At 71.0% G+C, this 18,942-nt stretch carries 16 protein-coding genes; 8 read left to right on the top strand and 8 right to left on the bottom strand.

The window, feature by feature from the left end:
* The first annotated feature begins 344 nt into the window (after positions 1 to 344).
* The 4 genes from ACFZDE_RS28175 (at position 345) to ACFZDE_RS28160 (ending at position 3,785) form a co-directional block, all read left to right on the top strand.
* A complete protein-coding gene (locus tag ACFZDE_RS28175; RefSeq protein WP_391204376.1) occupies positions 345 to 1,577 on the top strand; it encodes a malic enzyme-like NAD(P)-binding protein in 1,233 nt (410 codons plus the stop codon).
* A 357-nt stretch (positions 1,578 to 1,934) separates the two neighbouring features.
* The gene (locus ACFZDE_RS28170) at positions 1,935 to 2,900 is read left to right on the top strand and encodes a zinc-binding dehydrogenase (protein ID WP_391204373.1); all 966 of its coding nucleotides are present in this window, start codon (positions 1,935 to 1,937) and stop codon (positions 2,898 to 2,900) included.
* 100 nt (positions 2,901 to 3,000) lie between these two features.
* Positions 3,001 to 3,210, top strand: a complete 210-nt coding sequence (locus ACFZDE_RS28165) for a helix-turn-helix domain-containing protein (protein ID WP_159535743.1) — start codon at positions 3,001 to 3,003, stop codon at positions 3,208 to 3,210.
* Positions 3,210 to 3,785 carry a Clp protease N-terminal domain-containing protein gene (locus tag ACFZDE_RS28160; protein WP_390993848.1) on the top strand — a complete coding sequence of 192 codons (576 nt, stop codon included), beginning with the start codon at positions 3,210 to 3,212 and terminating at the stop codon, positions 3,783 to 3,785. The genes ACFZDE_RS28165 and ACFZDE_RS28160 overlap by 1 nt, the downstream gene beginning before the upstream one ends.
* Positions 3,786 to 3,804: 19 nt before the next feature.
* Here the strand turns inward: ACFZDE_RS28160 and ACFZDE_RS28155 are convergent, their stop codons facing one another.
* Together ACFZDE_RS28155 and ACFZDE_RS28150 are read right to left on the bottom strand one after the other, a co-directional pair.
* Positions 3,805 to 4,872 carry a helix-turn-helix transcriptional regulator gene (locus ACFZDE_RS28155; RefSeq protein ID WP_391204370.1) on the bottom strand — a complete coding sequence of 356 codons (1,068 nt, stop codon included), beginning with the start codon at positions 4,870 to 4,872 and terminating at the stop codon, positions 3,805 to 3,807.
* Position 4,873: 1 nt separating this feature from the next.
* A complete protein-coding gene (locus tag ACFZDE_RS28150) occupies positions 4,874 to 5,836 on the bottom strand; it encodes a DUF4097 domain-containing protein (RefSeq protein WP_391204368.1) in 963 nt (320 codons plus the stop codon).
* A 148-nt stretch (positions 5,837 to 5,984) separates the two neighbouring features.
* Between ACFZDE_RS28150 and ACFZDE_RS28145 the strand changes: the two genes are divergently transcribed.
* Positions 5,985 to 6,815, top strand: a complete 831-nt coding sequence (locus tag ACFZDE_RS28145) for a hypothetical protein (protein WP_391204365.1) — start codon at positions 5,985 to 5,987, stop codon at positions 6,813 to 6,815.
* 30 nt (positions 6,816 to 6,845) lie between these two features.
* Here ACFZDE_RS28145 and ACFZDE_RS28140 read toward each other — a convergent pair whose 3' ends face one another.
* The 5 genes from ACFZDE_RS28140 to ACFZDE_RS28120 all read right to left on the bottom strand — a co-directional run bounded on the left by ACFZDE_RS28140 (position 6,846) and on the right by ACFZDE_RS28120 (position 13,906).
* On the bottom strand, positions 6,846 to 7,025 hold the full coding sequence (locus ACFZDE_RS28140; RefSeq protein WP_003992906.1) for a DUF6104 family protein: 180 nt from the start codon (positions 7,023 to 7,025) through the stop codon (positions 6,846 to 6,848).
* A gap of 84 nt (positions 7,026 to 7,109) precedes the next feature.
* Positions 7,110 to 10,961, bottom strand: a complete 3,852-nt coding sequence (locus tag ACFZDE_RS28135; RefSeq protein WP_391204362.1) for a multifunctional oxoglutarate decarboxylase/oxoglutarate dehydrogenase thiamine pyrophosphate-binding subunit/dihydrolipoyllysine-residue succinyltransferase subunit — start codon at positions 10,959 to 10,961, stop codon at positions 7,110 to 7,112.
* A 281-nt stretch (positions 10,962 to 11,242) separates the two neighbouring features.
* Positions 11,243 to 12,355 carry an ATP-binding protein gene (locus ACFZDE_RS28130; protein WP_390993853.1) on the bottom strand — a complete coding sequence of 371 codons (1,113 nt, stop codon included), beginning with the start codon at positions 12,353 to 12,355 and terminating at the stop codon, positions 11,243 to 11,245.
* On the bottom strand, positions 12,352 to 13,092 hold the full coding sequence (locus ACFZDE_RS28125; protein WP_030851757.1) for a response regulator transcription factor: 741 nt from the start codon (positions 13,090 to 13,092) through the stop codon (positions 12,352 to 12,354). The genes ACFZDE_RS28130 and ACFZDE_RS28125 overlap by 4 nt, the downstream gene beginning before the upstream one ends.
* Before the next feature lie 136 nt (positions 13,093 to 13,228).
* A complete protein-coding gene (locus tag ACFZDE_RS28120; RefSeq protein WP_390993960.1) occupies positions 13,229 to 13,906 on the bottom strand; it encodes a spermidine synthase in 678 nt (225 codons plus the stop codon).
* 189 nt (positions 13,907 to 14,095) lie between these two features.
* On the opposite strand from ACFZDE_RS28120, the gene ACFZDE_RS28115 reads away from it, so the two are divergent.
* Positions 14,096 to 14,899 carry a rhomboid-like protein gene (locus ACFZDE_RS28115; RefSeq protein ID WP_391204357.1) on the top strand — a complete coding sequence of 268 codons (804 nt, stop codon included), beginning with the start codon at positions 14,096 to 14,098 and terminating at the stop codon, positions 14,897 to 14,899.
* A gap of 12 nt (positions 14,900 to 14,911) precedes the next feature.
* Here the strand turns inward: ACFZDE_RS28115 and ACFZDE_RS28110 are convergent, their stop codons facing one another.
* Entirely contained in the window at positions 14,912 to 15,571 is a 660-nt protein-coding gene (locus ACFZDE_RS28110; protein ID WP_391204355.1) for a GNAT family N-acetyltransferase, read from the bottom strand.
* A 175-nt stretch (positions 15,572 to 15,746) separates the two neighbouring features.
* Here ACFZDE_RS28110 and lon point away from each other — a divergent pair, with 175 nt between their 5' ends.
* Positions 15,747 to 18,161: an endopeptidase La gene (gene lon / locus ACFZDE_RS28105; RefSeq protein ID WP_391204352.1), complete on the top strand. Its 2,415-nt coding sequence runs from the start codon at positions 15,747 to 15,749 to the stop codon at positions 18,159 to 18,161.
* Positions 18,162 to 18,351: 190 nt separating this feature from the next.
* Positions 18,352 to 18,840: a MarR family transcriptional regulator gene (locus ACFZDE_RS28100; RefSeq protein ID WP_391204349.1), complete on the top strand. Its 489-nt coding sequence runs from the start codon at positions 18,352 to 18,354 to the stop codon at positions 18,838 to 18,840.
* The last annotated feature ends 102 nt before the right edge of the window (positions 18,841 to 18,942 follow it).

The following is an 18,942-nucleotide window of genomic DNA, read 5'->3' as shown; positions in this document are numbered from 1 at the left end:
AAGATCTTCGGTAAATCCCGGGATTTCCGTACGGCGGCCGAGGGGTTCGCCGATGGTTGAGTGGTTGTGGCTGCTTTGTCCAGGTCTTGTCCCGATTTTGGACGAAGAGTCAGGGCCCTGTCATGTGACCTTCGCGTTATGGACTCGTCCCCGACGCCGTCGGTCCGGTATGAAGGGTCTTTACACCCCTCATCCGGGGCTCAGGGCGCGTGTGCGGCGCGCCCGTCGCGTACGCGCCCGTACGTATACACGTACAAGCACGACATGGGCCTGCGCGGTGCCCGCCCACCCCTCACCAGGAGTGGCCACCCTCAAAACAATGAAGATCTAAGGGGTAAAACGAAGTGGCAGCGGAGATCGTCAATCCTCGCAGCGAGAGCAAGACCGGCGATACGGAGCACGAGGGCAGTGCGGAGCCCCTCGACTCCTTCGACCCGGCGTTCGCGTTGCACCGCGGCGGCAAGATGGCTGTGCAGGCCACCGTGCCGGTCCGCGACAAGGACGACCTGTCCCTGGCGTACACGCCCGGCGTCGCGAAGGTGTGCAGCGCGATCGCGGAGCAGCCGGAGCTCGTGCACGACTACACGTGGAAGTCGTCGGTCGTGGCCGTCGTGACGGACGGTACGGCCGTGCTGGGCCTCGGTGACATCGGGCCCAAGGCCTCCCTCCCGGTGATGGAGGGCAAGGCGATTCTTTTCAAGCAGTTCGGTGGCGTGGACGCGGTTCCGATCGCCCTGGCCTGCACGGACGTCGACGAGATCGTCGAGACCGTGGTGCGGCTCGCGCCGTCGTTCGGCGGCGTCAATCTGGAGGACATCTCGGCGCCCCGGTGCTTCGAGGTGGAGCGCAGGCTCCAGGAGCGGCTGGACATCCCGGTCTTCCACGACGACCAGCACGGCACGGCCGTGGTGACGCTGGCCGCCCTGCGGAACGCCGCGCGGCTGAGCGGGCGGGCGCTGGGTGAGCTGCGGGCCGTCATCTCCGGCGCCGGTGCGGCGGGTGTCGCCATCGCCAAGATGCTGGTCGAGGCCGGGATCGGGGATGTCGCGGTGGCCGACCGCAAGGGTGTCGTGTCGGCGGACCGGGACGACCTCACGGCGGTGAAGCAGGAGCTGGCCGGGTTCACCAACAAGGCCGGGATCACGGGGTCGCTGGAAGCGGCGCTGGAGGGGGCCGATGTGTTCATCGGCGTCTCCGGTGGCACCGTCGCGGAGTCCGCGGTGGCGACGATGGCCAAGGGGGCGTTCGTCTTCGCCATGGCGAACCCGAACCCCGAGGTGCATCCGGAGGTCGCGCACAAGTACGCGGCGGTTGTCGCGACCGGGCGGTCGGACTTCCCGAACCAGATCAACAACGTGCTGGCGTTCCCCGGGATCTTCGCGGGGGCGTTGCAGGTGCGGGCCTCTCGGATCACCGAGGGGATGAAGCTGGCCGCCGCGGAGGCGCTGGCCGCTGTGGTCGGGGACGATCTCGCCGCCGACTACGTCATTCCGTCGCCGTTCGACGAGCGGGTCGCGCCGGCGGTCACGGCCGCGGTGGCTGCGGCTGCCCGGGCTGAGGGTGTGGCTCGGCGCTGACGTCGTCGTCTTTGGTGTGGTGTGGCCCCGTCCGGGATCGGGCGGGGCCATTTCTTTTGCGTTGGGGTGGGCTGTTCGGGTGGTGCGGGTGCGGGTTCGCTTCGCGTGACGCCGGGTGGTGGGTCGGGGCCGCGCCGGGGGGTGTCCGTCCTCGGAACGGCGCGATGGACCTTCTTACCGACTGACTGGCGTTGACGCGCCAACCGCTGCGGGCGGACACCCCCCGGCACGGCCCCTTGCGTACGACGGCGGGTGCGGGCGCGAATGCGCACAGCATCGCTGCCTGCCTGGCAAGAGGGCGTGTCTCACAGGGGTGGATGGTTCCTTCGGGTCGTCGGGGAACCTATCGTCAAGGTCATGTTCGCTGTCTATGCCGCTCGAATCGACCGCGACCAGCCGCTGTCCGGCCTGGAGTTGGGGGAGCGTCCGGCTCCCGAGGCCCGTTCCGGCTGGAGCACCGTCACGGTCAAGGCCGCCTCCCTCAACCACCATGACCTCTGGTCCCTGCGTGGCGTGGGCCTCGCGGAGGACAAGCTGCCGATGATCCTCGGCTGTGACGCCGCCGGTGTCGACGAGGACGGCAATGAAGTCGTCCTGCACTCCGTGATCGGACAGAGCGGGCACGGGGTCGGCCCGAAGGAACCTCGGTCCATCCTCACCGAGCGCTACCAGGGCACCTTCGCCGAGCGTGTTGCCGTGCCGACCTGGAACATCCTGCCCAAGCCGAAGGAGCTGTCCTTCGAGGAGGCGGCTTGTCTGCCTACGGCGTGGCTGACCGCCTATCGGATGCTCTTCACCAACGCGGGCGTACGGCCCGGGGACTCTGTGCTGGTGCAGGGGGCCGGTGGCGGGGTCGCCACGGCGGCGATCGTGCTGGGGAAGGCCGCGGGGCTCCGGGTCTTCGCCACCAGCCGGGACGAGGCCAAGCGGAAGCGGGCCGTGGAGCTGGGGGCCGTGGAGGCGCTGGAGTCCGGGGCGCGGTTGCCGCAGCGGGTCGACGCGGTGATCGAGACCGTCGGGGCGGCGACGTGGTCGCACTCGGTGAAGTCGCTGAAGCCCGGCGGCACGCTGGTCATCTCCGGGGCGACCAGTGGTGACCGGCCCTCGCATGCCGAGCTGACCCGGATCTTCTTCCTGGAGCTCAAGGTCGTCGGATCCACGATGGGCACCAAGGACGAGCTGGAGGATCTGCTCGCGTTCTGTGCGGCCACCGGGGTGCGGCCCGTCATCGACGAGGTCATGCCGATGGACCGGGCGCGTGAGGGCTTCGAACGGCTGTCCTCGGGCGAGCAGTTCGGGAAGGTCGTGCTGACCAATCCCTGAGCTCGTTCGAGGTGCGTTGACGGTCGGTCCGGGGTGGGCCGACCGTTTTCGTTTGTCAACTGTGGTTGACGGGGAGGGATTGTCAACGTAGGTTGACGGTATGACCGAAGCGACCGATCTGGCCGAGCGTGCGGGTGACCGTGATCCACGGGTCGGCCTACGGGCCGTCGCCGCGCTGCGTCGGCTGCTGGAGCAGTTGGAAGCCGTACAGGTGCGCAATGCGCGCCATCAGGGCTGGTCGTGGCAGGAGATCGCCACCGAACTCGGTGTGAGCAGGCAGGCCGTGCACAAGAAGTACGGGAGGCATTGATGTTCGAACGGTTCACCAAGGACGCCAGGGACGTGGTCAAGGGCGCCTACGCGTACGTGGAGGGGAGTGGTGAGGGTGGCGGGCAGTGTGTCGAGCCGGAGCATCTGCTGCTGGCGCTGCTCGACCGGGAGGGGAGTCGGGGCTCCTTCGCGCTCGCGGCTCTTGGAGTCGGTGAGCGGCGGGAGTCCGTGCGGGAGGCGGTGCGTGAGGCGCGGCGGCGAGCCGGGCTGACGCAGGCCGAGACCGATGCGCTGGCCGGGCTGGGGATCGATGTGGAGGAGATCGTCGCCCGGGTGGAGGAGGCGCACGGGGTCGGCGCTCTTGCCGGCGACCGGAAGGACAAGCGGTGGTGGTCGGGGCGTACCTCCTTCGGCCGGGGGGCCAAGGAGGTGCTGGAGCGCTCCTTGAGGGTCGCCCTCGCCCAGCGGGATCGGCACATCGGGGACGAGCACATCCTGCTGGCCCTCACCCTGCGCCCCGGAGTGGCGGCCGAGGTCCTCGCCGACCACGGGGTGACGTACGACTCGCTGCTGCGGGTGCTGTACGGCAGTGGGGGCGAGGCCAAGGCCGGGTGACGGGGAGGGCCGGGGGCGGTTACTTGTTCTGCGTGCGCAGCAGCGCTCCTATGTGGGCGGCCGCCGTCGACAGGTGGCGGCGGGCGTCGCGCAGTTGGTCGGGGGTGACGCCGTGGTCGCGGGCCGCGTCGCGGATGTCGTCCCGGAAGCGGTCGAGCAGGCGGTCCAGGTCGCGGGCCGGGTCACCTGTGGAGTCCGCGGCGTCCTCGTGGGCCCAGGCCGGTTCGTAGGCGGCGGGGAAGTCCTCCGCGGTCGGTGAGGGCGTCGGTTCCGTGGTCGGCCGACCGGTGCCGGGCCAGTCGAAGCCGAGGTCCTTGCCGAAGTCCTTGCCGTAGTCCTTTCCGAACTCGCCCACCTCCTTGACCAGTTCGCTCAGGCCCTCGCGCAGGCCCGTCGGCCAGTCGCCGCGGGCGAAGTGGTCCTGGACCTGTTCCTGGACGCGGCGGGTGATGCGCTGCACCTGCTCCTGGGCCTGGACGCGGGCCTGCTCCTGGGCCTCCTTCGCCTGGCGGCGGGCGCGCTGGGCGTCCTCGCGGGCGCGGCGGCTCTCGTCCTTGGCGCGCCGGGCCTGCTCCTTCCACTCCTGCCGGGCGCGGCGCATCTCCTCCTTGGCGATGCGCCAGGCCTCGTTGTCGCCGTACTGCGAGAAGTCGCCGTAGGGGGTGCCCGTCGTGCCGTCGGCCCTGGTGCCGGTGTCCCGGCGGGCCTCGGTCGCCGCTGCGCGCATCTCACGGCGCAGGTCTCCGGCCGCTCCGCGCACATCGGCCTGGATCTCCGCGGCCAGTTCCGCGACCGACTCCCGGATCTCCAGCTCCAGGTCGGCCAGTTCGCCGCTGCGGTCGGCCAGTTCGGCGCGGCCCGCGTCCGTGATCGAGTAGACCTTGCGGCCGCCCTCGGTGGTGTGGGTGACCAGGCCCTCGGCCTCCAGCTTGGCCAGGCGCGGGTAGACCGTGCCCGCCGAGGGCGCGTACAGCCCCTGGAAGCGCTCCTCGAGGAGGCGGATCACCTCGTAGCCGTGGCGGGGGGCCTCGTCCAGCAGCTTCAGCAGGTAGAGGCGGAGGCGGCCGTGGGCGAAGACGGGGGGCATGTCAGAGCACCTTCTTGTCGGTCGTGCCGTCGGCCGAGGCGGTGGTGGGGTCATCGCCCGGGCCGGAACCGGCATTGTCTCCCGAGCCGTCCTGGACGCCGCTTTCCGGGGTGGCCGCCGCGGCGGGCGGTATGTCACCCCGCTGGTCGTGATCCTCCTCGCCCGAGGGGCGGCGCAGCAGGGCGATCGAGCCGGAGACGGTGGTGGCCCGCAGTTTGCCGGTGCCCGCGCCGAGACGGCCCGTGATCTTGTGGGCACCCCACTGGCCGTGCACCCGCAGACCCTCGAAGGCGTTGGAGACGGAGCCGCTCGCCGTGTTCGCCTCGACCTCCGCGTCCGCCGGATACGGCAGCCGGATCGCGATCTCGCCCGAGACGCTGGTCAGCCGGACGTCCGTCGGGCCGTTCGGATCGAGGTCGACGATCATGGAGCCGCTGACCGACTCCGCCCGCACGGAGGGCCCGGAGCCCTCGACCACCGTGAGGTCGCCGGAGACCGAGTTGAACCGCAGGTCGCCGGTGACGTCCTGGGCCTCCAGGCTGCCGGAGACCGTGTCGGCGCGGACCGGGCCGGAGAGGCCCACGAGCGTCGTGTCGCCGGTGACGCCCTTCACCACCGACGGGCCCCGGATCCCGGAGACCACGGCGGCCGCGCCGACGACGCCCACCTCCACGCGGGTGCCGGCCGGGACGGCCAGGGAGACCACCGCGCTGCGGCGCCAGCCCTTACGGTCCAGCCACTTGAGGAACCCCTTCCAGGGAAGATCCTCGTAGGCCACCGTGAGGACGCCGTCCTGATGGGTCACCACCAGGGGTGGCCCCTCGATCTCGGAGATCTCCAGGCGGGCGGAACTCTCGTCGGTGCCCACCACGTTCACCGTTCCATTGACCAGGCGTACGTGCAGATCGCTCACGGGCTCGTCGAAGGTGAGCTTGCTCGGTTCCGTGACGGACCACTCGGACATGGTGCAGACCTCCCCGTTCCGACGCGCCATATCGCGTCCTCTCATATTCACGATATATCGCGGTCGGGGAAAGTCAAGACACTCGTTCTGGGGATGAGTGGGTGGACAAAAGTACTCAAATACGGGCGATTCGCCCTAGCGTGTGAGCATGCCGACGGAAGCTGCCCGCACCGGTCCCGCGTCTGGGGCGCTGCTGCTGTGCCGGGCGGCGCCCGCGTCCGTCGCCCCCGTCGCCCACCTGTTGCGCGAGCCGATGCGGCTCTCGCGCGCGGGCGACGGATGGAGCGTCCTCGTCCCCGAGGGCAGGCCCTGGCGGGACGGCGCCGAGCCCGTCGACCGGGTCGTCACGGGCTGGACCACGGCTCTCGCCGTCGGCGCGCCCTGGCCCGTCCTCGCCCTGTGGTGGGATCCCGATCACGCGGGATTCGTCTTCGGCTCAGGATTCCGCCGCCCGGTCGGCTTCGTATGGCTCGCGAGCGGCGTCCCGGCCGGGGAGGACGAGGCGATGCGCGCGTTCGCCGCCCGGCTGGGCCTCGACCCCGTCCTGGATGTGCAGGCCCTCGACCGGCTGACCGCACCCGACCCGGTGGTCGACGCCCGCGCCCGCCTGCGCGGCCTGCTCGCGGTCCTCGCGCGCGTGGGTGTCGCCCTGCCCACTGAACTCCCCCCGGGCGAACCCGCCGACCGCCTCCTGGAGGCCGCCGCGGGACGGCCGGACAGCCTGCCCGTCGAGTGGCCGGGCTGGCGCGAGGCGGTCGCGGAACGCGACACCGTGGATCAGAGCCGGCTCGGCCCCTGGATGCCCTGGACGGGCGGCCCGAGGTCCCGCGCCCTGGCCCTGGCACAGGTGGCGGCGGGCCTGCCGCTCCTGGTGCAGGGCCTGCGGCGGCGGGGAGGCGGCTGGGCCACGGCCGGAGCGCTGCTCCTCGCGCATGGGGCACTGGGCCTGACCTACGCCCTCACCCACCCCCGCGACTGAGGCGTCCGGTGGGAGGGGGAGCGACCGGATCTACTCGTCGTCCTCGTCGTCCAGCCGTGCCAGCCACGTGGCCAGCCGTTCCACCGGTACCTCGAAGTCGGGATTGAGATCGACGAACGTCCGCAGCTGCTCGGCGAGCCACTCGAAGGTGACCTCCTCCTCGCCGCGCCGCTTCTCCAGTTCCTCGATGCCACGGTCGGTGAAGTACATGCCCACAAGGATAAGTGCGAGCAAAAGGCCGGGCCGCACCCCCGGAGTGGGGATGCGGCCCGGCCCTACGGGACGCGAGGGCGATTACGCCTCGAACACCTCACGCACCAACTGCTCCTGCTCCGCCTGGTGTCGCTTCGCGGAGCCCACCGCCGGGGACGAGCCGTGCGGGCGGGAGATACGGCGCAGTCGCTCGCCGTGCGGGACGTCCGCGCCGACCGCCAGGTCCAGGTGGTCGATCAGGTTGAGCGCGATGAACGGCCAGGCACCCTGGTTCGCCGGCTCCTCCTGGGCCCACAGGTACTTCTCGGCGTTCGGGTACTTCTTGATCTCCGCCTGGAGCTCGGCACCCGGCAGCGGGTACAGGCGCTCGATGCGGATGATCGCCGTGTCCGTCACGCCGCGCTTCTGACGCTCGGCCTCAAGGTCGTAGTAGACCTTGCCGGCGCAGAAGACGACCTTCTTGACCGCGGCCGGGTCGACCGAGGAGTCGCCGATGACCGGCTGGAACTGCCCGGTCGTGAACTCGTCCGCCTTCGCCGCCGCCGCCTTCAGGCGCAGCATCGACTTCGGCGTGAAGACCACCAGCGGCTTGTGGTGCGGGTTGTGCACCTGCCACCGCAGGAGGTGGAAGTAGTTCGACGGCGACGTCGGCATGGCGACCGTCATGTTGTTCTGCGCGCACATCTGGAGGAACCGCTCCGGGCGGGCCGAGGAGTGGTCCGGGCCCTGTCCCTCGTAGCCGTGCGGCAGCAGCAGGACGACACCGGAGGTCTGCGCCCACTTCTGCTCGGCCGACGAGATGAACTCGTCCACCACCGTCTGCGCGCCGTTGACGAAGTCGCCGAACTGCGCCTCCCACATCACGAGCGCCTCGGGGCGGGCCAGCGAGTAGCCGTACTCGAAGCCCATCGCCGCGTACTCGGAGAGGAGGGAGTTGTAGACGTTGAGCCGCGCCTGGTCCTCGGAGAGGTACTGCAGCGGCGTGTACTCGTCGCCCGTGGTGCGGTCGATGATGACCGCGTGGCGCTGGCCGAACGTGCCGCGCTGCGAGTCCTGGCCGGCCAGGCGGACCGGGACGCCCTCCAGCAGGAGGGAGCCGATCGCGAGGGTCTCGCCCATGCCCCAGTCGATGGTGCCGTCCTCGACCATCGACGCCCGGCGCTGCAGCTGCGGCAGCAGACGCGGGTGGACGGTGATGTGGTCGGGGATGTTGACCTGGGACTCGGCGATCCGCTTGACGACCTCCGTGGTCACCGCGGTGTTCACGGCGACCGGGAACTCGGCCTGCGGGTCCGTGGACTCGACCGTGCCCGGCTGGGAGGTGGCCTCACGGACCTCCGTGAAGACCTTCTCCAGCTGGCCCTGGTAGTCCTGGAGCGCCTGCTCGGCCTCTTCCAGGGTGATGTCGCCGCGACCGATGAGGGACTCGGTGTAGAGCTTGCGCACCGAGCGCTTCTTGTCGATCAGGTCGTACATCAGCGGCTGGGTGAAGGCCGGGTTGTCCGACTCGTTGTGACCGCGGCGGCGGTAGCAGATGAGGTCGATCACCACGTCCTTGTTGAACGCCTGGCGGAACTCGAAGGCGAGCCGCGCGACGCGGACCACGGCCTCCGGGTCGTCGCCGTTCACGTGGAAGATCGGGGCCTCGATCATGCGGGCCACGTCCGTCGCGTACATGGAGGAACGCGAGGACTCGGGGGCCGCGGTGAAGCCGACCTGGTTGTTGATGACGATGTGGACCGTGCCGCCGGTGCGGTAGCCGCGCAGCTGCGACATGTTCAGGGTCTCGGCCACCACGCCCTGGCCCGCGAAGGCCGCGTCGCCGTGGATCGCCACCGGCAGGACGGTGAAGTCCGTGCCGCCCTTGTTGATGATGTCCTGCTTGGCGCGCGAGACGCCCTCCAGGACCGGGTCCACCGCCTCCAGGTGCGAGGGGTTCGCGACCAGGGAGACCGCGATCTGCTCGCCGTCCAGGCCGGTGAAGGTGCCCTCGGCGCCCAGGTGGTACTTCACGTCACCGGAGCCGTGCATCGACTTCGGGTCGAGGTTGCCCTCGAACTCGCGGAAGATCTGCGCGTACGACTTGCCGACGATGTTGGCGAGGACGTTCAGCCGGCCGCGGTGGGCCATGCCGATGACGACCTCGTCCAGGCGGGACTCGGCGGCCGAGTCCAGCACCGCGTCCAGCAGCGGGATGACTGACTCGCCGCCCTCCAGGCTGAAGCGCTTCTGGCCGACGTACTTGGTCTGCAGGAAGGTCTCGAAGGCCTCCGCCGCGTTCAGCCGGCGCAGGATGCGCAGCTGCTCCTCGCGCTCCGGCTTGGTGTGCGGGCGCTCCACGCGGTCCTGGATCCACTTGCGCTGCTTGGGGTCCTGGATGTGCATGAACTCGATGCCGGTGGTGCGGCAGTACGAGTCGCGCAGGACGCCGAGGATGTCGCGCAGCTTCATCATCGACTTGCCGGCGAAGCCGCCGACGGCGAACTCGCGCTCCAGGTCCCAGAGCGTGAGGCCGTGCTCGGTGATGTCCAGGTCGGGGTGCTTGCGCTGCTGGTACTCCAGCGGGTCGGTGTCGGCCATGACGTGGCCGCGGACCCGGTAGGAGTGGATCAGCTCGAAGACGCGGGCGGCCTTGGTGACGTCGTCGTCGTGGCTGGCGTCGATGTCCTTGAGCCAGCGGACCGGCTCGTAGGGGATGCGCAGCGCCTCGAAGACGTCGTCGTAGAAGCCGTTCTCACCGAGGAGGAGGTTCGCGACGATCCGCAGGAACTCGCCGGAGGCGGCGCCCTGGATGACCCGGTGGTCGTAGGTCGACGTGAGCGTCATGACCTTCGAGATGCCGAGCTTGTTCAGGGTGTCCTGGGACGTGCCCTGGAACTCGGCCGGGTAGTCCATGGAGCCGACGCCCATGATCACCGACTGGCCGGGCATCAGACGCGGCACGGAGTGGACGGTGCCGAGGCCGCCGGGGTTGGTCAGGGAGACCGTCACGCCGGTGAAGTCGTCCATGCCGAGCTTGCCGTCGCGGGCGCGGCGGACGATGTCCTCGTAGGCCTGCCAGAACTCGAAGAAGTTCAGCGTCTCGGCCTTCTTGATGCCCGCGACCACGAGCTGACGGTCGCCGTTGGGCTTGACCAGGTCGATCGCGAGGCCGAAGTTGACGTGCTCCGGCTTGACCAGGGTCGGCTTGCCGTCCTTCTCCGCGAAGGAGTAGTTCATCGACGGCATGGCCTTGATGGCCTGCACCATCGCGTAGCCGATCAGGTGCGTGAAGGAGATCTTCCCGCCCCGGGCGCGCTTCAGGTGGTTGTTGATGACGATGCGGTTGTCGAACAGCAGCTTCACCGGGACCGCGCGCACGGACGTGGCCGTGGGCACCTCCAGGGAGGCGTTCATGTTCTTCGCGACCGCGGCGGCCGGGCCGCGCAGCACGATCTGCTCGGGGCCCGCGGGGGCCTCACCGGCGGGCTCGGCCTTCTTCGCGGCGGCCGGCTTCGCGGCGGGCTTCGCGGCCGGAGCGGCCTGCGCCGGAGCGGAGGCCTGGGCCGGGGCCTGCGCGGCGGGCTTCGCCTGGGCCGGAGCCGGAGCCGGAGCCGGAGCCGGAGCCTGGGCGGGAGCCTGTGCGGCGGCGGGCTTCTCGGCCGCCGGAGCAGGGGCCTGGGCGGGGGCGGCCGGAGCGGCCGCCTGAGCGGTGGTGGTCCCCGCGGCCCCCGCGGCCGCGGTACCCGCCGGAGCCGGGGCGGCGGCCGCCCCTGGCTTGTAGTCGGCGAAGAAGTCCCACCAGGCTCGGTCTACCGAATTCGGGTCCTGGAGGTACTGCTGATAGATCTCGTCGACGAGCCACTCGTTGGCACCGAACGACGCGGCAGGGTTCTTCCCCGCTTGGTCGGTGTCGGTCGAGATGCTCGAGTTACTGGGGGACTGTGGCGACACGGCGGCAACCGCCCTCTTCCGCTTCACAAGATGATGGACAGCGGGAATCAAGGCTACGCCCCCTCGACGGGGAAGGTCAGGTCGGGCCGGTGCAACGTCGTGCACATCACATCTGGAACTGCGTTTCGGGGCTTGAAATGGCGGGAAACAAGCGTGGTTCCGCTTCGCGAGGGGTGAGCGGGGCAGGGCCCCGGGCGCCGACGGCGCGGGCCTGTGCCTGATCACACGTGTCCGTCAGCGCGGACGCCCGTGGATCTTGTGGCTCCGCTTCGAACTTTACGTCAACTTGGCAGAGATGACAGTCCTGGAAGAGTGACAAGAATCCGGCAACCGCGCTCGGATTCGGCCACTCCGATCCGGCCCCCGTGCAGGTCCACCGCCCAGCGGGCGATCGCGAGGCCGAGACCCGTGCCGCCGTCGCTGCCCGGCCCCTGCGGCCGCTTGGCGCTGCCGCGGTTGAACCGCTCGAAGACGCGGTGCCACTCCGACTTCGGAATGCCGGGTCCCTCGTCCAGGACCTCCAGCTCCAGCGACTCCGGCAGGTCGCCGCGCCGCGCCTTGACCGTCACCCGGCCGTGCGGGGGGCTGTGCTTGACCGCGTTGTCGATGAGGTTGGCGACGACCTGGTGGATGCGCTCGGGGTCGGCGTGCGCGGTCAACTCCGGCGGGTGGACGTCGAGGTGCAGATGGACGTCGGTACGGGTGTGACTGCCCGAGCCGGTCGCGATGCCCGCGCGGACCGAGGCGACCATGTTGGCCTCCTTCAGCACACCGGACAGATACGGCCACACCTCGAACCGCCGCTGCTTCAGCGGTACGACGCCGTTGTCCAGGCGGGACAGGTCCAGCAGCGTCTCCACCAGCCGTCCGAGGCGCTCGGTCTGCTTCAGCGCCGTGCGCATGGTCTCCGGGTCGGCCTGGGTGACGCCGTCGACGATGTTCTCCAGCACCGCGCGCAGCCCCGCGATGGGCGTGCGCAGCTCGTGCGAGACATTCGCCACGAGTTCCTTGCGCTGGCTGTCCTGGGCCTCCAGCTCGTCGGCCATGGCGTTGATCGTGACGGCCAGGTCGCCCAGCTCGTCCCGGCGGTTCTCCCGGGTGCGGCGGGTGTAGTCGCCCTGCGAGATGGAACGGGCCACGGCCGTCATCTCGTCCAGCGGAGCGGTGAGCGAATGGGCGACGAACTGCGTAATGAGGAGCGTGGCGATCATCGAGAAGACCGTGATGAAGCGCAGCTCCGTCTTGGTGTGCACCGCGATCACCGACAGACCGGTGGTGATCAGCACCGAGATGACGACGAGCGCGCCCAGCTTGGTCTTGATCGAGAACGGGCTCACCCCGCCCCAGGGATCCGGCTCCCCGGGGGTTCTCCGTCCGGCCGGACCACCGCTCATGGCGTCGGGGTCTCCAGGGCGTAGCCCACGCCGTGCACCGTGCGGATCCGCTCGGCGCCGATCTTCCGGCGCAGCGCCTTGATGTGGCTGTCGACCGTGCGGGTGCCGGAGGCGTCCGCCCAGTCCCAGACCTCGGCGAGCAGCTGCTCACGGGAGAGCACCGCGCGCGGGGTGTTCGCCAGGCACACCAGCAGGTCGAACTCGGTGGGCGTCAGGTGAACGTCCTCGCTGCGCACCCGGACCCGGCGCTGGGCGTGGTCGATCTCCAGCTCGCCGAGGCGCAGGATGCCGGAGCGGGGGGTGGCCGCCGCGATGGCGGCCCGCTCCACCCGGCGCAGCAGGACGTGCACACGCGCCGCCAGCTCCCGCATCGAGAACGGCTTGGTCATGTAGTCGTCGGCACCGACGCCGAGGCCGACCAGCATGTCGGTCTCGTCGTCGCGCGCGGTGAGCATCATCACCGGCACCGGGCGGGCGGCCTGCACGCGTCGGCAGACCTCCAGGCCGTCGAAGCCGGGCAGCATGATGTCGAGGATCAGAAGGTCGGGCTGCCACGCCTCGGCCGTGTCGACCGCGGCCGGACCGTCACCCGCCGTTTGCACGAGGAATCCCTCGGCCCGCAGGCGGGTCGCGATGGCGTCCACGATCGTCGCGTCGTCCTCGACCACCAGGACCCGGCGCTGTGCGCCCGGAGTAGCCGTCGCCGAACCGTTGTGGGAGGTCTGTGTCTGCTCCATCGCCCGCCCCTGGGGTGTGCTTTCCCGGAATCAGTGGGGTGATTCCTTCTGACTGGCTATGCCTGCGCATGGTTGCGATTGACGCTTGAATGATCGGCGTCCGAGGAGCAGCGTACGGGGAGTCAGCACGCCTTTGCTATCCAGGGCGGATGCCGAGGTGCACGACGTCCGGAACGCCCCGGGCAACCGGGATCTCTTCGGTACGCACCCGTTGGAACCCGGCATTCCGCAAGGTTTCTTCGAATTCCGGAGACGGCTGGGCCGACCAGACGGCGAGAACCCCGCCGGGTCTCAACGCCCTTGCACAGCTTGCCAGTCCGGCTTCGCCGTAGAGATGCCCGTTGTCCTCGGTGACGGTCCAGTCGGGTCCGTTGTCGATGTCGAGGCACAGGGCGTCGTACGTGTCGGATGTCTCATTGACGTGTGCGACGAGATCGGCCTCGACGATATGCGCGCGGGGGTCCGCCAGTGCCGGGGCCGAGAGGGCGGAGAGCGGGCCGTCGAGATGCCATTCGACGATCGCGTGCTCGCGCTCCACCACCGTGATCCGGCCCCAGCGCGGGTCCGCCGCGGCGTGCGCGAGGGAGAAGCCGACGCCGAGTCCGCCGATCAGGACGTGCGGGCGGTCCCGGCCGTCCAGGGCCTCCAGCGCGACGTCGACCAGCAGCCGCTCCGAGCGGCCGTCGGAGGTGTCCATCAGGAAACAGCCGTTGGCGATGATCTCCAGCCGGTCGCCGTGCCGCCGCAGCACCACCTCGCCGTGCGGGCCCTCGCGACGGTCCAGGACCTCGGGGATGTCGTACGAGCTGGACATGTACGAGCTAGACATGGGGGCATCCTGGCAGGAGTGGGACGAGTGGCGCCCGTCGATTCGGTGGGGGCCCCGGGGGAGGACGCGGGACGGGGCTTTCGGGTTGCTGTGCATCGGCTTGAGCGTGGCGCAGGTCACAGACAGCGCCGAGTCCGGAGCGAAAGGTGGGACATGACGGAAGGAGTGCCCGTTGTGGAACGCACCGCGCCGCCCCGCGAGCCGGTCACACCCTCGCCGGCGGACGCGCCGCTCCCCGACGGGCCGGGGCTGCTCGACGGGGTGCCACGACAGCGGGACCCGCGCGCGACGCCGGTAGCCGGAGCACAGGAGCCCCCTCCGGCGGCCACGCCCCGGTCCCGGAAGGCGCTCCACCTCCGGCTGCCGCTGCCCACCCCCACGGGCACGCCGTTCACCTTCGGCTACGCCGCGCTCCTCTGTCTCACCTCCCTCATCGCCGCGTACGCGGACCCGGCCCTGGTGCACGCCCTGCTCCAAGGCTCCAGTACGGACGTGGCACACCTGGCGCGCACGCCGGAACTGGTGCTGATCGGCAGCGCGCTGTGGGTCGCGGGCGGGGTGACCTCGCCGTTCGCCATCGCCTTCCTGCTGGTGCTGACCGCGCTGGAACGGCGGATCGGCAGCTGGCGCACGGCCGGTGTCTTCCTGCTCGGGCATGTCCTCGCCACCCTCGCGACCGAGGTGCCCGTGGGGCTGGCGGTGCTGGCCGGGCACCTTCCCGGCAGTTCCCTGCACCGCCTCGACTACGGCGTCAGCTTCGGTGTCGCCGCCGGCATCGGCGCCCTGGCGGGCCTGCTGCCACTGTGGCTGCGCCTGCCGCTGCTGGCCGGGTTCGGATGGACGCTGCTCCAGGACCTGCTCGCCTTCGCCGACCCGATGACGAACTGGGGGCACGTCATCGCCCTCGGTATCGGGCTCGCGACCTGGCCGCTTGTCCGGGACGCGCACGCGGTTCGCCCTCGCCCGGCCGGGGTCTGACCGCCCGGCCCCTCAGGCCTGGGCGGAGGCCGGCGGGTCGTGCTTCGCGCTGGTCAGCAGGGCCGCCACCTCCCAGCCCAGCGCCTCGTAGAGCCCTCGCCCGGCGGGGGTGCCGGCCAGGACACCGGTCCGTGCCCCCTGGCGGACGGCGGCGTTGTGCAGGGTCCGCATGACGACGCTGCCCAGGCCCTTGCGGCGATGCCCGGGGGCCGTCTCGATCTGGTCGACGACGGCGGTCCGGCCCGTCGGGGCGATCTGGCCGCGCGCCGCCAGGGACCCGTCCGGGGCGGCCACCATCACGCGGGTCACCCCTCCGCGCGACCACGCGCGCAGCCGGTATCCGTCTGGGGCGGCCGGAGCGTCGTCCGGCGTCAGCGGGGTCGTCATCAGGAAGCCGGGCTCGGGGTCGATCCACCAGCTGTCGTCCAGCCAGCCGGCGACCACCGCCGGATCCCGGAACGCCTTCAGCCACACGCCCTGCCCGGTCACGGCCCCGGCCACCTTGCGCACGGTCGTCTCGTCGAGGTCCTCGCCCCGCGCGCCGAGCACATGCCGCGTGGCGTGCCCGAACAGCCCCACGTCGATGGTCCAGCCCCACGGCTCGGCCAGGGGCGGAGCGGCCCCGCGGGACACGACCCACCCGTTCACCCATTCCTGCACGGTCTCGTCCACGCCCGCCCCCTGTAACAACTGAATGCCGCTTATGGCTATTACATCGGGCAGCTTACGCGCCCTCCCGTTCCCGGCGTCAGAAGTGATCGCTGACAGCGAACAGCGGGTGGGGAACATTCGGCGGCGCCCAAGCATTGAGTCGGCATAGCTCAACTTGACTGCCGAAGGGGAGATCATGGCTTCGTCGTCCACACCGCTCACCTTGCCCGTGCTGCCGCTCGACGGCGAGGTCGTGCTGCCCGGCATGGTGGTCCCGCTGGACCTGAGCGATTCCGAGGTCCGTGCCGCGGTGGAGGCCGCTCAGGCCGCTGCCCGCACAACACCGGGAAAGCCCCGGGTACTCCTGGTGCCGCGCATCGACGGGACCTACGCCGCCACCGGTGTCCTCGGCACCGTCGAGCAGGTCGGCCGGCTGGCCGACGGCGACCCGGGCGCCCTGATCCGCGGCCGGAGCCGGGTGCGCATCGGCGCGGGAACCACCGGCCCCGGTGCCGCACTCTGGGTCGAGGGGACCGGCGTCGACGAGACCGTGCCGGAGCCGCTGCCCGGTCATCTCGCCGAACTGGTCAAGGAGTACAAGGCACTCGCCACCGCCTGGCTGCGCAAGCGAGGCGCCTGGCAGGTCGTCGACCGGGTGCAGGCCATCGACGACGTCTCGGCGCTCGCCGACAACTCCGGCTACTCACCCTTCCTGACCACCGACCAGAAGGTCGAGCTGCTGGAGACCGCCGACCCGGGAGCCCGGCTGAAGCTCGCCACCCAGCAGCTGCGCGACCACCTCGCCGAGCAGGACGTGGCCGAGTCCATCGCCAAGGACGTCCAGGAGGGCGTCGACAAGCAGCAGCGCGAGTTCCTGCTGCGCCGTCAGCTCGAAGCCGTCCGCAAGGAGCTGCGCGAGCTGGGCGGTGAGCAGGAGGGCGAGGAGTCCGACGACTACCGCACCCGGGTGGAGGCCGCCGACCTGCCCGAGAAGGTCCGTGAGGCCGCCCTCAAGGAGGTCGACAAGCTGGAGCGGTCCTCCGACCAGTCCCCGGAGGGCTCCTGGATCCGCACCTGGCTCGACACGGTCCTGGAGATGCCGTGGAACGAGCGCACCGAGGACGCCTACGACATCCGGGGCGCCCAGGCCGTCCTGGACGCCGAGCACTCCGGCCTGGAGGACGTGAAGGAGCGCATCACCGAGTACCTGGCGGTGCGCAAGCGGCGTGACGACCGGGGCCTCGGCGTGGTCGGCGGGCGGCGCGGTGGTGCCGTGCTCGCGCTCGTCGGGCCGCCCGGCGTCGGCAAGACCAGCCTCGGCGAGTCCGTCGCCCACGCCATGGGCCGCACGTTCGTGCGCGTCGCCCTCGGCGGCGTCCGCGACGAGGCCGAGATCCGCGGCCACCGGCGTACGTACGTCGGCGCCCTGCCGGGCCGGATCGTCCGGGCCATCAAGGAGGCCGGGTCGATGAACCCGGTCGTGCTGCTCGACGAGATCGACAAGGTCGGCTCGGACTTCCGGGGCGACCCGGCCGCCGCCCTCCTCGAAGTGCTCGACCCGGCACAGAACCACACCTTCCGGGACCACTACCTGGAGGTCGAGCTGGACCTGTCGGACGTCGTCTTCCTCGCCACCGCCAACGTGCTGGAGGCGATCCCGGAGGCGCTCGCCGACCGGATGGAGATCGTCCGGTTGGACGGCTACACCGAGGACGAGAAGGTCGTTATCGCCCGTGACCACCTGCTCCCGCGCCAGCTGGAGCGGGCCGGACTCGACAAGGACGAGGTGACCATCGACGAGGGCGCGCTGCGCAAGCTCGCCGGTGAGTACACACGCGAGGCGGGCGTGCGCACCCTGGAGCGGTCCGTCGCCCGGCTGCTGCGCAAGGTCGCCGCCCAGCACGAACTGGGCGAGCGGAAGCTGCCGTTCACCGTCCGGGACGAGGACCTGCGCGACCTGATCGGCCGGCCGCACCACGTGCCCGAGTCCGCCCAGGACCCGGCCGAGCGGCGGACGTCCGTGCCGGGCGTGGCGACCGGGCTCGCGGTGACCGGGGCGGGCGGTGACGTGCTGTACGTCGAGGCCTCCCTGGCCGACCCGGAGACGGGCGCGGCCGGGCTGACCCTGACCGGTCAGCTGGGCGACGTGATGAAGGAGTCCGCGCAGATCGCGCTGAGCTTCCTGCGCTCCCACGGCGCCGAGCTGGAGCTGCCGGTGGCCGATCTCAAGGACCGGGGCGTGCACATCCACTTCCCGGCGGGCGCGGTCCCCAAGGACGGCCCGAGCGCCGGCATCACGATGACCACGGCCCTCGCGTCCCTGCTCTCCGGCCGGCTGGTCCGCACCGACGTGGCGATGACCGGCGAGGTCTCGCTCACCGGGCGGGTCCTGCCGATCGGCGGGGTGAAGCAGAAGCTGCTCGCCGCGCACCGGGCCGGTGTCACCACGGTGATCATCCCCAAGCGCAACGAGCCCGACCTGGACGACGTCCCGGCGGAGGTGCTGGACAAGCTCGACGTCCACGCCGTCACCGACGTACGGCAGGTCCTGGAGCTGGCGCTCGCGCCCGCGACCAGCGGGGCGGCGCCGGAGGTTCCGGTGGCCGCGTGACGGAGGTCATCGGATGAGGGAGGCCCGGGTTCTCGTGAGGGAGGCCCGGGCCTTCACCGTGTGGTCGCCCTGTGTACGCGTACGCCGTTGACCTGCGGAATACTTGCCGGACTGCGGCGAGGGCGGCAGGTGGCGGAAAATTCCAGTACCGGACTCTCAGGGCCGGGCGACGACCGAGGCAGGGGCTGACGTGCACGAGGAAGGCAACGACGGACACCGCGACGCCGGGGTGGCCGCGAGCGGTGTGGACCAGCCCGCCTTCCTGGCGCTGGAGCGCGAGCTGACCGTGCTGCTGCGGCGCGCCCGGGCCAGCCAGGGGGAGATGGCCCGCGAGGTCCACCCCGACCTGGAGCCGTCCGCGTACGGCCTGCTCGTCCGGCTGGACGAGTGCGGCAAGCAGCGGGCCACCGAGCTCGCCGCCTACATCGGGGTCGGAAAGGCGACGATGTCCCGCCAGCTGCGCGCCCTGGAGGAACTCGGGCTGGTCGGCCGCGCGCCCGACCCCGCCGACGGACGCGCCTGGCTCGTCGCCCTCACCCAGGAGGGCCAGGACCGGGTCCGCCGGGTCCGGGAGGCCCGCCGCGCCCGCTACGCCGGCCGCCTGGCCGACTGGGACTCCCACGAGGTCACGGAACTGGCCCGGCTGCTGAACCAGCTCAACCGCGGCATGGAGAAGTAGGCGGGGCGGGCGGGGCGCTCTGGAACCGGGTGAGCGGGGCGTTCCGGAACCGGGTGAGCGGGGCGTTCCGGGTGAGCTGGGCGCCCTTCCGCCTGGTGCGCG

It is taken from the genome of Streptomyces sp. NPDC007929, from assembly GCF_042959065.1.
Lineage (GTDB): Bacteria > Actinomycetota > Actinomycetes > Streptomycetales > Streptomycetaceae > Streptomyces.
Note: the sequence above shows the minus strand (reverse complement) of the source record. Positions and strands in the feature narration are given on the sequence as shown.